Here is a 12,515-nt window from a genome sequence, read left to right as displayed (position 1 = left end):
CCGTCCTTGACCTGCATCAAGGTTTGCGCGGCAACCTGCGCGGATGCTGACTGTAAGGCTGTCGACGGGAGGGGTCGCAACAGCGATGTCGGGAGAACGGTCCACGCTTGTGCTGGGGGTTGGCAACAGCCTGCTGTCCGATGACGGGGTCGGGCTGCATGTGCTTGACGCGGTTCGGGCGCGTGACCTGCCCCCGGACATTCTTTTATGCGATGGCGGCACCATCGGTCTTGCCCTGCTGGGCGAGGTCGCTGCCGCCGCGGCGCTGATTGCTGTCGATGCCTGCAACATGGGCGCTGCGCCCGGAGAGTTGCGTGTGTTTGAGGGCGTCGCGATGGATGCGATGCTCCGCGGCACCAAACGCTCTGCACATGAGGTGGCACTGGCCGATCTCTTGGATGCCGCACGCCTGACGGGGGCCTTGCCCGCGCACCGGGCGCTGGTCGCCATTCAGCCCGTTTCGACGGAATGGGGGCTTGAGCCGACACCGGAGGTCGCCGCGGCGGTGCCCCTTGCCGTCGATGCGGTTATGCACCTTCACCGGACATGGAGTTTGACCGATGCCTGACCCGGTGGTCCTCAGCCTTCTGGCCGAACTCGCCCGGCATCTGGACCACCTTGCCCTTACCGGTGAACCCGCCGCAATCGACCTGCGCAGTCTGCCGATCACGCCCCAGGGCCGCGAACGGCTTGAGGCGACGCTTGGCCGGGGGGAGGTGACGGCCACCATTCAGTCCGGCGGCCGGTCAGAAGTGGCGGAAACCGCCTATCCCGGGCTCTGGTGGGTGCGGCATCTGGGGGCGGGGGACCGCCTGCTGACCGAACGTCTTGAGATTGCCACGGTGCCAGAGGCGTTGGCCGCCGCACCGGCCGACATCGCCGCCGCATCCGCGCGGCTGGCCGCCACGCTGAACGCCCTGTCCGAGGGGGAGGAGACCCATGTCACATCATGAAACCATCGGCGAGGGGCTTGCCCGCCGCGGGATCTCGCGCCGGGCGCTCTTGCGCTATACCGCGTGGCTGGCCAGCCTGATGGCGCTGCCGCCGACGGCCTCGCGCGTGATGGCCGAAACCTTGGCCGGACAACCCCGCCAGCCGGTGATCTGGCTCAGCTTTCAGGAATGCACCGGCTGCACCGAAAGCCTGACGCGCTCCTTCAGCCCCACGCTGGAAGACCTGATCTTCGATCTGATCTCGCTCGACTATCACGAGACGCTGATGGCGGCCTCCGGCGCACCGGCGGAAGCGGCGCTGGAGGCGTCGCGAGAGGAAAACAGGGGCAAATACGTGCTGGTCGTGGACGGTTCCGTCGCAACGGGGCTGGAGGGCGCTTATTCGACCAATGCGGGCAAGACGAACCTTGCCACGCTGAAAGACCTCGCCGCCGATGCTGCGGCGGTGATCGGTGTCGGGACCTGCGCGGCTTATGGCGGCCTGCCGATGGCCGACCCGAACCCCACCGGGGCCAAGGCCATTGCCGACATCGTCAAGGACAAGCCCGTGGTCAACATCCCCGGCTGTCCCCCGATCCCAGAGGCCATCGCCGGGACCGTGGCCTATTTCGTGACCTTCGGAAAGCTGCCGGACCTCGACCATCTGAACCGGCCGCTTGCCTTCTTCGGGGATTCCATCCACGACCGCTGTTACCGCCGGACATTCTACGACCAGGGCAAGTTCGCCAAGGCCTTCGATGACGAGGGTGCGCGAAAGGGCTGGTGCCTTTATGAACTGGGTTGCAAGGGGCCGGTGACGTGGAACGCCTGTGCAACGCTGAAATGGAACGGCGGCACCAGCTTCCCGATCCAGTCGGGGCATGGCTGCATTGGCTGTTCCGAACCCGATTTCTGGGACAGGGGCGGGATCTATCAACCGCTATCGGCGGTGGTGATGGGCAAGCCCGCGCTGGTCGGCGGCGCGGCCGTGGTTGCCGGCGCCGCGGCGGGTACGGCCAGCGCGGTGCTGGCGCGCAAGCGCAAGGCCGCGGCCGAGGCGTCGGTTCAAAAGGCAAAAGAGGGGACGCAGGAATGACACTTCTGGATTTCGCCCGCGGACCGGCGATGAACGTGGCCATCGCGGTCTTTCTGGCCGGTGTCGTCTGGCGCCTGGTGGCGCTGCTGCTTCTGCCGCGCCTTCGCGACCGGTCCAAGCCCCGCGAGCGCGCACCTTGGCGCATACAGGCCGCCGCCGCCGGGATCGTGTCGCATATGAAGATTGCCAAGGGCCTTGGCGCTGCGCCGCGCTTTGCCGTCTGGAACGGCTATGTGTTCCATATCGGCCTTTTCATCATCGCCTTCTTCTTCACCCAGCATATCCTTGTGTGGGAGGGGCTGTTCGGCTTTGCATGGCCCGGCCTGCCGACGGGTTTCGTCACCGTCGTGTCGGTCATCACGCTGGCCTCTCTGGTCGCCGCGCTGGTGCGGCGGGTGGCCAGCCCGGTGCTGCGGCTTTTGTCCGGGATCGACGACTATGTCAGTTGGCTGCTGACGATGCTGCCGGTTCTGACCGGGCTGATGGCGCAATCGCACTTGTTCGTCCGCTACGACACGCTTCTGGCCCTTCATATCCTCTCGGTCGCCGCGATGCTGATCTGGCTGCCTTTCGGCAAGCTTTTCCATTCCGTGCTGGTCTGGATCACCCGCGGCCAGACGGGAATCTTCTACCGCCGTCGCGGCGTTTCCATCTGAGCCGTGCGGGAAAGGGACTGACCCATGAATGACAGACTCGTCGTCGACCCCATCACCCGGATCGAAGGTCACCTGCGGATCGAGGCAGAGACCGCCGCGGACGGCACCATCACCGGCGCGTGGAGTTCGGGCACCATGGTCCGCGGGATCGAGGTGATCCTGCAAGGCCGCGACCCGCGCGAGGCCTGGGCTTTCGCCCAGCGTATCTGCGGGGTGTGCACGCTGGTCCATGGCATCGCCTCGGTCCGCGCGGTGGAGGATGCGCTGGACTATGAGATCCCGCCCAATGCGCAGTTGATCCGCAACCTGATGGTCGCCGCGCAATATGTGCATGACCATGTGATGCACTTCTATCACCTGCACGCGCTCGACTGGGTCGATGTGGTCTCTGCCCTGTCCGCCGACCCGAAGGAAACCGCGGCGCTGGCGCAATCGATCTCCTCCTGGCCGAAATCCTCGGCGGGGTATTTCAGCGACATCCAGACCAAGGTGCGCAACTTCGTCGAACAGGGGCAGTTGGGCGTTTTCGCCAATGGCTATTGGGGGCATCCCGAATACAAGCTGCCGCCGGCGGCGAACCTGATGGCGCTGGCCCACTACCTTGAGGCGCTGGAATGGCAGCGCAATGTCGTGCAGATCCACACGATCTTCGGCGGCAAGAACCCGCATCCCAATTTCCTCGTGGGCGGCGCGCCGTCCCCGATCAGCCTTCAGGCGCAGGGGGCGTTGTCGGCCACCGCGGTGAACATGACGGGGCTGGAACAGATCCGCTCGGTCATCCGCGACATGCAGGCCTTCGTCGATCAGGTCTATGTGCCCGACACGCTGGCGATTGCGTCTTTCTACAAGGACTGGTTCGCCCGGGGGGAGGGGGTCGGCAATTTCCTGACCTATGGCGATTTCCCCGAGACGGGCAAGGAGGACCCGGCCGACTGGCTGATCCCGTCCGGTGCGATCCTGAACCGCGACTTGTCCACCATCCACCCCGTCGACATCACCGCGCCGGACGAGGTGCAGGAATTCGTCGCCCATAGCTGGTACGACTACAAGGGCGGCAAGGACGCTGGCCTGCATCCGTGGGAGGGGGAGACCAAGCTCAACTATACCGGGCCGAAGCCGCCCTACAGCCATCTCGATGTCGAGAAGGACTATTCCTGGCTGAAAAGCCCCCGCTGGAAGGGCAACGTGATGGAGGTGGGCCCGCTGGCCCGCGTTCTGATGCTGTACGCCAAGGGGCATGAGCCGACCAAGGATCTGGCGGGCAAGGCGCTGTCGCAGCTCGACCTGCCGCTGGAGGCGATGTTCTCGACCATGGGGCGCACGGCGGCGCGGACGCTGGAAAGCAAGATCATCGCCGATCAGATGACTGTCTGGTACGACGCGCTGATCGCCAATATCCGCGCAGGCGATCTGTCGGTCCACAATGAAACCAAGTGGGACCCGTCCGCATGGCCGGCTGAGGCCAAGGGCGTGGGCTTCATGGAGGCGCCGCGCGGCGCGCTGGCCCATTGGGTGGTGATCAAGAACGGCACCATCGACAATTATCAGGCGGTCGTGCCGTCCACGTGGAATGCCGGCCCGCGCGATGTCGAAGGCAAGCCCGGCGCCTATGAGGCCGCGCTGATGGACCGACACAAGCTGGCCGTTCCGGACCAGCCGCTGGAAATCCAGCGCACCATCCATTCCTTCGACCCGTGCATCGCCTGTGCCGTCCATGTCGTGGACCCCGACGGCGATCCGCTGGTCCAGATCAAGGTGAGTTGAGCCATGAACGCCCCCGTTGATGTCAAGGCCGCAACCGACGTCTTCCTTTCGAAGACGGAGGGCCATCTGGTCAGTTTTCTCGACGCCTGCGTGCATTGCGGGCTGTGCGCCGAGGCCTGCCATTTCCACGAGGCGACGGGCGATCCCCGCCACACGCCCGCCTACAAGCTGTTCCCGCTGGCAAAGGCCCATCGCAACGCCCGTTTCCCGTGGTCGCTGTTCACGCCCAAGCTGACCGAGGCGGATCTGAGCGAGTGGGAAGAACTGCTGTTCGACAGTTGCACCATGTGCGGGCGCTGCACCACGATCTGCCCGATGGGGATCGATATCGCCTCGATCATCGGGCAGGCGCGGCAGGCCTTCGTCGCGGCGGGGCTGGGGCCGGCCGACCTGATGCAGGCCGCGCAGAACTCGAAAGATCACGGCAGCCCCCTGGGCCTGACGCCTGAAAAGCTGCGCGACCGGGTGGAGTGGCTGGAGGACGAGAACGAAACCGAGATGCCGATCGACAAGGCGGGCGCCGAGGTCATGCTGACCGTGTCCTCGGTCGAGGCGATGAAATACCCCGACAGTCTGGCGGCCATGGCGAAGATCCTGAATCATGCGGGGATCAGCTGGACGTTTTCCACCAAGGGTTATGAGGCCACGAATTTCGGCTATCTGGCCGGGCGGGGCGATATCACGAAGACGATGACCATGCGGCTGGTCGAGGCGGCAGAGGAACTGGGCATCAAGACGCTGATCATCCCCGAATGCGGCCATGCCTATGGCGTGCTGCGCTGGGCGGGCGCCAACACCATCGGCCGCCCCCTGCCGTTCGAGGTGCGCCATATCACCGAATACATGGCGGACCTGAAGCGCGCCGGTAAGCTGAAGCTGACGCCGTTTAAGACCTCGATGACCTATCACGACCCCTGCCAGATTTCCCGCCGCGGCGGTGCGGCCGACGATGCGCGCTATCTGCTGGAGGATTTCGCGGAAGACTTCCGGGAAATGACGCCGACCGGCAATTACAACTGGTGCTGCGGGGGCGGCGGCGGCGTGCAGGCCATCGGCCGCGCGGCGGAGTTGCGCCACAAGGTGTTCCGCATCAAGACCGCCCAGACCGAGGCGACCGGGGCCGACATGCTGGTCTCGTCCTGTTCGAACTGCCGGTTGACGATGGACGAAAGCAAGACCGCGCTGAACTGGCAGGGCAAGCTGGGCAGCCTTGTGGAGATCATCGCCGACCATCTGGAGGGCGCGGAGGACTGAGCGCAGCCCCATAGGGCAGGGGGCCGGGCCGCGATGCCCGGCGCCTTGGCGATATCGGTTCAGGATGCGCCCGACACCTTCGTCCGCGGGGCGGTCAGTCGGCGGAGTAGAAGAACTCCTCCCGCACGATCTTGCCGTCCGCGACGGTGTAAAGACCCACCTCGCTCATCGCGTGCTCCTTGCCGGTGGCGATCTCCTTCGTCTTCATCTTGTAGTAGACGGCAAACCGGTCGGGGGCATGCAGGAACGGCCCGTCATGGCTGGCCTCCAGCATCTCCATCGCGCCTTCCCACCAGTCATGCTTGGCCCGGATCGCGTCCAGCCCCTCAGCCTCCCGCCCCTGGCCCATGTCGATCGGTTCGACCGAGACCGCGTCGGGCGCATAGAGCGTCTCCAGATTTTCCTTCGCCCGGTTCTCCTTCACGCCTGCAACAAGCTCCGCGGCAATCTCTTCCAGCGTCATGGGGGCCTCCGTTTGCTGATCCCTGTGGGGTGATCCTGCCTGCATTCTGCGGCGGGGCCAAGACGGTACGTCCCCGGGGCGGTCTGTCGAGTTTACCGCCGCGCCGGCTGCCCCTAACCTGCATGCAAGGGTCAAGGAGGGATGGCGATGGGTAACCCGCAACATGTAAAATGGCTGCTCGACGGCGTAGAGGCGTGGAATAGGCGGAGGCGCTCAGAAGGTTTTGATGCAGACCTTAGGAATGAGGACCTGGCTGGGGCTGTGTTGAATGGTGCCAATCTTCAAAAAACGACTTTATGGAAGGCTGATATGACTGATGCAAGACTTGTGTCAGCTGACCTAATGGAAGCTGACCTAACAGAAGCGACCTTGACCAAGGCAGACCTTAGGGGTGCAAAACTCGGACGAGCGTGCCTGATGAGCGCTGACCTTGAGCAAGCAGACCTTTCTGGAGCAGACTTAGGATGGGTGGATCTAAGGGGTGCGCGTTTACACGGCGCGAAGCTCGACAAAGCGAATTTGGCTAAAGCAGATGTCCGCTCACGTGAAGATCCGAAGCGCCTAACCGTCATACCATTTATTGTTCGGACGGATTTGTCCATGGCGCAAGGCCTGACACAAGATCAGGTCAACACGATGCTAGGTGATATGAGTACCATCCTGCCCGAGGGGTTGCACCGCCCGGAAGACTGGTCCGATTGGAAACAAGCGGAAAAGGGCGAAACCAGCGAAGAGGCGAATTCCCTGCCGGAGTATGAAGGTGCGGAACCTATGGAACCCGCCGAAGCTATCGAGCAAACATCTGCTCGTGACCTCAGCCGGTTCAGGGATCAAGTGTCGCTGCTTGTCCAGCTTGGACCGCAAGCCATCGCCTCGGCGGAGTTTTCGGCAGCGCAGATCGATCTGGCCATCGAGACCTACATGGAGGCCGCGGGTCGCCCGAACCAACTGCCGCCCGAGATGGAAGCCTTGCGCGTCCTAGGTCTGGCTTTCCAGCGGATCGGAGAGCTTGTTGCCGATGCAAATGCGCTTGACGGCGCCGTTGAACAGCGCAACGCGACGATTGCCGCGCTGGAAGAAAAGATCGCCTTTCTGGAACGCCAGATACGTGCTTTGGAAACTGCGCTCGCCAATGCAAACGATACGATGGCCCAACAGATCATCGTTGGGGTGGCGAGTGCTACAGGTGGCGCACTTCTCACCAGTGCGATCCTGATGGGTGGGGAACCCATATTGCACGCAGTCAAGGGAATCTGGCACCACGCCTTTCCCGGCGGCATGCCACCGCCTCCGCAGCCGACCCCACCCGTCATCACCGTTTGACGGCTCCACCCAATCCCGATTGCCTCCCCTCGCCCGCTCCCCTATATCCGCGCCCATGCTCGACGCGCCCACAAACCGCCCGCAACTGCCGCCGGAAATTGCCCGGCGGCGTACCTTTGCCATCATCAGCCACCCCGATGCCGGCAAGACCACGCTGACCGAGAAGTTCCTGCTTTACGGTGGCGCGATCCAGATGGCGGGGCAGGTGCGCGCCAAGGGGGAGGCGCGGCGGACGCGGTCGGACTTCATGCAGATGGAAAAGGACCGGGGCATTTCGGTCTCGGCCTCGGCCATGTCCTTCGACTATGGCACGTTCCGCTTCAACCTTGTCGACACGCCCGGCCACAGTGATTTCAGCGAAGACACCTATCGCACGCTGACCGCCGTCGATGCCGCGGTGATGGTGATCGACGGGGCCAAGGGCGTGGAAAGCCAGACGCAGAAACTGTTCGAGGTCTGCCGGTTGCGCGACCTGCCGATTCTGACCTTCTGCAACAAGATGGACCGCGAAAGCCGCGATACGTTCGAGATCATCGACGAGATCCAGGAAATGCTGGCCATCGACGTCACGCCGGCAAGCTGGCCCATCGGTGTGGGGTCCGATTTCCTGGGCTGCTACGACATGCTGAACAACCGGCTGGAACTGATGGACCGTGCCGACCGGAACAAGGTGGCGGAGTCGGTCAAGATCGAGGGGCTGGACGACCCCAAGCTGGCCGAACATGTGCCCGAACATCTGCTGGTGAAGCTGTTGGAAGAGGTCGAGATGGCGCGCGAGCTGTTGCCCGCGCTTGACCCCCAATCGGTGCTGGAGGGGCATATGACCCCGATCTGGTTCGGCTCGGCGATCAACTCCTTCGGCGTCAAGGAACTGATGGACGGGATCGGCACCTATGGGCCGGAACCGCAGGTACAGGCCGCCGAACCCCGCCAGATCGCGCCCGAGGAAGACAAGGTCGCCGGTTTCGTCTTCAAGGTGCAGGCCAACATGGACCCCAAGCACCGGGACCGGGTGGCGTTCCTGCGTATGGCCTCGGGCCATTTCAAGCGGGGCATGAAGCTGACCCATGTGCGGTCGAAGAAACCGATGACGGTGTCGAACCCGGTGCTGTTCCTGGCCTCTGACCGGGAACTGGCGGAAGAGGCCTGGGCGGGCGATATCATCGGCATCCCCAACCACGGGCAGTTGCGCATCGGTGACACCCTGACCGAGGGCGAGGCGCTGAAGGTCACCGGCATCCCGAGTTTCGCGCCGGAACTGCTGAAAAACTGCCGCGCGGGCGACCCGATGAAGGCCAAGCATCTGGACAAGGCCCTGATGCAGTTTGCCGAGGAAGGGGCCGCGAAGGTGTTCAAGCCGATGATGGGCTCGGGCTTTATCGTGGGCGTCGTCGGTGCCCTGCAATTCGAGGTTCTGGCCAGCCGGATCGAACTGGAATACGGGCTGCCCGTGCGGTTCGAACCAACCCAGTTCACCTCTGCCCGCTGGGTGCATGGGGACAAGGCCGCGGTCGATGCCTTCGCCGCGAAGAACAAGCAGCACATGGCCACCGACAATGACGGCGATGCTGTCTTCATGACCCGGCTGCAATGGGACATCGACCGGGTGCAGCGGGACCACCCGGAGTTGACGCTGTCCGCGACCAAGGAAATGCAGGTCTGACGAACGGCCCCGGCCCGGTTGGCCGGGGAAAACTCAGGCACGGCGCCGCCCGGCAAGCGCGACCACGCCCAGCCCGGAGAGCAGAAGCGCGGCGGGGACTGGAAGCGGCACCTGCGACGGCCCACCGTTCAGCCGGAAGGCGTCAAGGTCGCTGTCGGACAGCGCTTCGTCGAAGATGAAGACGTTGTCGACATAGCCAAGGAAGGCTTCGTTCAGGAAACTGGGATTGGTGCCAACGAAACTGACGCCGCCGAGCAAAAGACTGCTGCCGCAATAGCGGAAGCAATCAAGTGGCGCATGACAAATCCTCACGATAGCTCCCTGAGGCCCGCTCTTGAGACATCCCGGCTTGTGTCAAGCGCGTTGGCATCATGGTTCCCCACTGGCGCTGCCGCAAGCCGATCGGGTGGTTCCGAGGCGTTAGGCCCCCCGGTCCTGTGCGCCAACTGCACGGAGGCCCGGCTTCCGCGTTGCGATCAGGTTTTCGACGGCCTCACCGAATGCGCGCATCCCGCCCCCACAGTGCAACCTTAAGTGGCTGATTTTCGATCACTTTCCTGTTTCCCGGCCCCTTAACCGGTGTTAACGTTGACGTGGGGATAGGCCGAGAAATCGGCCCTGACTTGTGCCGCGTATTGGCGGCATCTGTCGCTGGGGTGGGTACATTGTATCCAGAAAACAGATGGAGTTAGATCTATGATCAAGAAGACTTTGACTGCGGTCGCGGCCTTGGCCCTGACCGCGAATGCTGCGTCTGCAGCAAATGTGCTGATTTTCGGCGATCGCGGCTATGCGCAGGACGAAGTGCAGACCATCCTTGAAGGGCAGGGCGATACGGTCACGAATGTGAGCCGTTCGAGCGTTCCGGTTGACCTGAGCGTGTTCGACACCGTCTGGTCGCTCAGCTACAACTCGTCCTACGGGACGGCGCTTGAAGACCAGCTGATTGACTTCGTCGCCAATGGCGGGGGGCTTTACCTGACCTTTGAACGTCCCTGCTGCGAAGCGGCGAATGACAGTGTGGAACGGATCATCGATTCCAGCCTGCTGGCCGGCGATGTGACCGTTGGCGGCTTTGGTGACGTGTCCGGCACCTTCACCTACAACGCGAACGCCATCGGGAACCTTGACGCCGATCTGGCCGTGGGCTGGCCTCCGTCGTCCCCGGGTCAGATTTCGGGTGTCAGCGGCCGCAACGTCGTGGTGTCGTCCGATGTGACCGGCCGGGCCGTGGCGGCTGGCTGGGACGAAACCGATCTCGGCGCTGGCCGGATTGCGGCATTCGGCGATATCGACTGGCTCAACTCTGTCGACGCGAACGAAGCGCAGGTTGTGCTGAACACGCAGGAATTCCTGTATGACGGCTATGTTGGCCCGAACCCCGATCCGGTCCCGCTGCCGGCGGGTGGCGTGCTTCTGGTGACCGGCCTGGGCGCCATGGTGGTCTCCCGCCGTCGCGCGACGCGTTGATCCATAGTCTTTTGAACGTCTTGAATGGGGCGGGTCCTGGACCCGCCCCATTTTCGTTTGCGGTCGGTGGGCCGGGCTGTTCAGACGGCGACCGCCAAACGATCCCAGCCGGTGATCTATACCTTTTGGGGCCGCGCGATCAGCACGTCGCAGGGTGGTTCACGGATCATGTCGTTGGCAAGGCTGCCGAGGATCGAGGGCGCGGCCCCTGCGCGGCCATGGGCGCCAAGCGCCAGAAGGTCCGGTTTCAGCGCGGCGATCCGTTCGGCCAGCACCTGATGGGCGGCGCCTTCGGCGATGGTGACGTCTTTCAGACGCGCGGCTATGGCTGAGTCCTTCCGCCATGCCGAAAGGCGGTCTTCCGCCTCTCGGTGAAACGGCGCCTCGGCCCCGGCGGAGCCGACCGGCGCGATGAAGCCGTGATAGGGAATATGCAGGGCATGGACGCCGAAAAGATCGGCCTCGGGGGCGAGGGTCGCGGCAAGGTCTGTCGCAGCGGTCGAGGCGGGGCTGAAGTCAAGCGCGGCCAGCACGGTGGAGTAGGTGTGATCGACCGGGTCATGGACCAGCAGCACCGGAACGGGGCAGAGCCGCACGATCCGCTCCATCGTCGTTTCGCGTAGCAGGTCGAGGAAGGGGCGCGGCCGATGCAGGCCGAGAACCAGAAGATCGGCCCCCGCTTCCGCAGCCACCGCCGGGATGCCATGCGCCGGGTCGTCGACGATCACGCGGGTGTCGTGGCAAACCTCGCCCGAATAGGGGACAGAGGCGGCAAATTGCGCAAGGCGCAGTTCGGCGGCCTCGCCCATCTGGGTCGCGATCTCGGCGGGCAGGGCTTCATCGATGACCGAAAGAAGCAGCAGCTTGGCATCATGCCAGTTCGCAAGGCGAAAGGCGCGCTGCACGGCACGGTCGGCACGGGGGGACAGGTCGGTTGCGACGACAATGGTTTCCGGCACCGGCAAACTCCCTTCAGATGCCCGACATGATCGGCCTGCTTGCTTCGGCCTGTCAAGCGGTCGGGTTCAAGGTCCGTATATACATTGCATAGCCATTTCCATCGGGTATGGTTGGCGCGAGGTGGCGGTGGAGGAAAACGGGATGAAGACCGTTCTGATTGCCAATCGCAAGGGCGGTTGCGGGAAAACGACGATTGCGGTGACCTTGGCGGCCGCGTTGGCCGACGGTGGCTGGAAGGTGGCGCTGGCCGATGCCGATCCGCAGAAATCATCGTGGCGCTGGCTGAAGCGGCGGCCGGAAGACGTGCCGGAAATCCGCCCGCTGGACTGGTCGGAACCCGCGATGCTGGGCAAGGGTACGAAAGGGACCGACTGGATCATCGTGGACGCGCCCGGGTCTCTCTACGAAGAAACGGCTGCTCAGTTGGTGGCTGAGGCAAAGGCCGTGGTGGTGCCCGTCTTGCCGTCGTTCTTCGATGCCGATGCCACGCGGCGGTTCCTGAAGGAAATCGACGGGATCAAGCGCATCCGAAAGGGCAAGGTCGGGGTCGAACTGGTGGCCAACCGCGTGCGTGCGCGGGGGCGCGATGCGACCCGGCTTGCCGCCTTTGCCGAGAAGATGGGGCAAATGCCGGTCGCGACGATTGCGGAACGTGTCGCCTATGGCGACCTGGCCGAGGTCGGGCTGACCGTCTTCGACAAGCCCCAGAAGCTTTATGCGCCGATGCGCGCACAGTGGACCCCGCTGCTTGCCGCCCTGACGGTGTGACGCATTGACCGCATCTGTGGGTAAGGTTGGTTAACAAATATCGGCGGGATTACATTCAGGGTCCCGCGGATACGGCGACGGGTCCGTTCCCTGCGGGCTTTTCGGGGCGTATGCTCCGGGCCGCGTCTGTATCCGTCCCCCACGGGTGCAGGCGCGGTCCGCCAGG

Annotated in this window: 13 protein-coding genes; 10 read left to right on the top strand and 3 right to left on the bottom strand. The window is 64.0% G+C overall.

Annotated features, from left to right (window positions below; translation table 11 throughout):
- Positions 1-85: 85 nt before the first annotated feature.
- From RGUI_RS02795 to RGUI_RS02770, 6 genes are read left to right on the top strand one after another with little or no spacing between them, the layout of a single operon-like run.
- Positions 86-568, top strand: a complete 483-nt coding sequence (locus tag RGUI_RS02795) for a hydrogenase maturation protease (protein ID WP_081531660.1) — start codon at positions 86-88, stop codon at positions 566-568.
- Positions 561-953, top strand: coding sequence for a hydrogenase expression/formation C-terminal domain-containing protein (locus RGUI_RS02790; protein WP_081531659.1), 393 nt, complete (start codon positions 561-563; stop codon positions 951-953). Before RGUI_RS02795 ends, RGUI_RS02790 begins: the two co-directional genes overlap by 8 nt.
- Entirely contained in the window at positions 940-2,028 is a 1,089-nt protein-coding gene (locus RGUI_RS02785) for a hydrogenase small subunit (protein ID WP_081531658.1), read from the top strand. Before RGUI_RS02790 ends, RGUI_RS02785 begins: the two co-directional genes overlap by 14 nt.
- Complete coding sequence (locus tag RGUI_RS02780; RefSeq protein WP_081531657.1) at positions 2,025-2,684, top strand: nitrate reductase; 660 nt, start codon at positions 2,025-2,027, stop codon at positions 2,682-2,684. Before RGUI_RS02785 ends, RGUI_RS02780 begins: the two co-directional genes overlap by 4 nt.
- Before the next feature lie 24 nt (positions 2,685-2,708).
- On the top strand, positions 2,709-4,448 hold the full coding sequence (locus tag RGUI_RS02775; protein ID WP_081531656.1) for a nickel-dependent hydrogenase large subunit: 1,740 nt from the start codon (positions 2,709-2,711) through the stop codon (positions 4,446-4,448).
- Between the two features lie 3 nt (positions 4,449-4,451).
- Positions 4,452-5,702 carry a (Fe-S)-binding protein gene (locus RGUI_RS02770; RefSeq protein ID WP_081531655.1) on the top strand — a complete coding sequence of 417 codons (1,251 nt, stop codon included), beginning with the start codon at positions 4,452-4,454 and terminating at the stop codon, positions 5,700-5,702.
- Between the two features lie 94 nt (positions 5,703-5,796).
- Here RGUI_RS02770 and RGUI_RS02765 read toward each other — a convergent pair whose 3' ends face one another.
- The gene (locus tag RGUI_RS02765; protein WP_081531654.1) at positions 5,797-6,165 is read right to left on the bottom strand and encodes a nuclear transport factor 2 family protein; all 369 of its coding nucleotides are present in this window, start codon (positions 6,163-6,165) and stop codon (positions 5,797-5,799) included.
- Positions 6,166-6,312: 147 nt separating this feature from the next.
- Between RGUI_RS02765 and RGUI_RS02760 the strand changes: the two genes are divergently transcribed.
- A complete protein-coding gene (locus tag RGUI_RS02760) occupies positions 6,313-7,488 on the top strand; it encodes a pentapeptide repeat-containing protein (protein ID WP_172841066.1) in 1,176 nt (391 codons plus the stop codon).
- Positions 7,489-7,543: 55 nt separating this feature from the next.
- On the top strand, positions 7,544-9,151 hold the full coding sequence (locus RGUI_RS02755) for a peptide chain release factor 3 (protein WP_081531652.1): 1,608 nt from the start codon (positions 7,544-7,546) through the stop codon (positions 9,149-9,151).
- 33 nt (positions 9,152-9,184) lie between these two features.
- Here the strand turns inward: RGUI_RS02755 and RGUI_RS02750 are convergent, their stop codons facing one another.
- The gene (locus RGUI_RS02750) at positions 9,185-9,463 is read right to left on the bottom strand and encodes a hypothetical protein (protein ID WP_156882844.1); all 279 of its coding nucleotides are present in this window, start codon (positions 9,461-9,463) and stop codon (positions 9,185-9,187) included.
- Positions 9,464-9,847: 384 nt separating this feature from the next.
- Here RGUI_RS02750 and RGUI_RS02745 point away from each other — a divergent pair, with 384 nt between their 5' ends.
- On the top strand, positions 9,848-10,621 hold the full coding sequence (locus RGUI_RS02745; protein ID WP_081531650.1) for a VPLPA-CTERM sorting domain-containing protein: 774 nt from the start codon (positions 9,848-9,850) through the stop codon (positions 10,619-10,621).
- A gap of 116 nt (positions 10,622-10,737) precedes the next feature.
- On the opposite strand, the gene RGUI_RS02740 is transcribed toward RGUI_RS02745, so the two are convergent.
- The gene (locus RGUI_RS02740) at positions 10,738-11,580 is read right to left on the bottom strand and encodes a universal stress protein (RefSeq protein WP_172841065.1); all 843 of its coding nucleotides are present in this window, start codon (positions 11,578-11,580) and stop codon (positions 10,738-10,740) included.
- Positions 11,581-11,722: 142 nt separating this feature from the next.
- Between RGUI_RS02740 and RGUI_RS02735 the strand changes: the two genes are divergently transcribed.
- Positions 11,723-12,349 (top strand): ParA family protein, encoded by a 627-nt coding sequence (locus RGUI_RS02735; protein WP_081531648.1) that lies wholly within the window; start codon positions 11,723-11,725, stop codon positions 12,347-12,349.
- The last annotated feature ends 166 nt before the right edge of the window (positions 12,350-12,515 follow it).

The organism is Rhodovulum sp. P5 (assembly GCF_002079305.1).
Classification (GTDB): Bacteria; Pseudomonadota; Alphaproteobacteria; order Rhodobacterales; family Rhodobacteraceae; genus Rhodovulum.
The sequence above is the reverse complement of the archived record's forward strand: the minus strand, read 5'-3'. Positions and strand labels throughout refer to the sequence as shown.

Bases quoted from the DNA above. Each gene is read 5' to 3' on its own strand.
- RGUI_RS02795 (WP_081531660.1), top strand. From the start codon at position 86: ATGTCGGGAGAACGGTCCACGCTTGTGCTGGGGGTTGGCAACAGCCTG.
- RGUI_RS02790 (WP_081531659.1), top strand. From the start codon at position 561: ATGCCTGACCCGGTGGTCCTCAGCCTTCTGGCCGAACTCGCCCGGCAT.
- RGUI_RS02785 (WP_081531658.1), top strand. From the start codon at position 940: ATGTCACATCATGAAACCATCGGCGAGGGGCTTGCCCGCCGCGGGATC.
- RGUI_RS02780 (WP_081531657.1), top strand. From the start codon at position 2,025: ATGACACTTCTGGATTTCGCCCGCGGACCGGCGATGAACGTGGCCATC.
- RGUI_RS02775 (WP_081531656.1), top strand. From the start codon at position 2,709: ATGAATGACAGACTCGTCGTCGACCCCATCACCCGGATCGAAGGTCAC.
- RGUI_RS02770 (WP_081531655.1), top strand. From the start codon at position 4,452: ATGAACGCCCCCGTTGATGTCAAGGCCGCAACCGACGTCTTCCTTTCG.
- RGUI_RS02765 (WP_081531654.1), bottom strand. From the start codon at position 6,165: ATGACGCTGGAAGAGATTGCCGCGGAGCTTGTTGCAGGCGTGAAGGAG.
- RGUI_RS02760 (WP_172841066.1), top strand. From the start codon at position 6,313: ATGGGTAACCCGCAACATGTAAAATGGCTGCTCGACGGCGTAGAGGCG.
- RGUI_RS02755 (WP_081531652.1), top strand. From the start codon at position 7,544: ATGCTCGACGCGCCCACAAACCGCCCGCAACTGCCGCCGGAAATTGCC.
- RGUI_RS02745 (WP_081531650.1), top strand. From the start codon at position 9,848: ATGATCAAGAAGACTTTGACTGCGGTCGCGGCCTTGGCCCTGACCGCG.
- RGUI_RS02735 (WP_081531648.1), top strand. From the start codon at position 11,723: ATGAAGACCGTTCTGATTGCCAATCGCAAGGGCGGTTGCGGGAAAACG.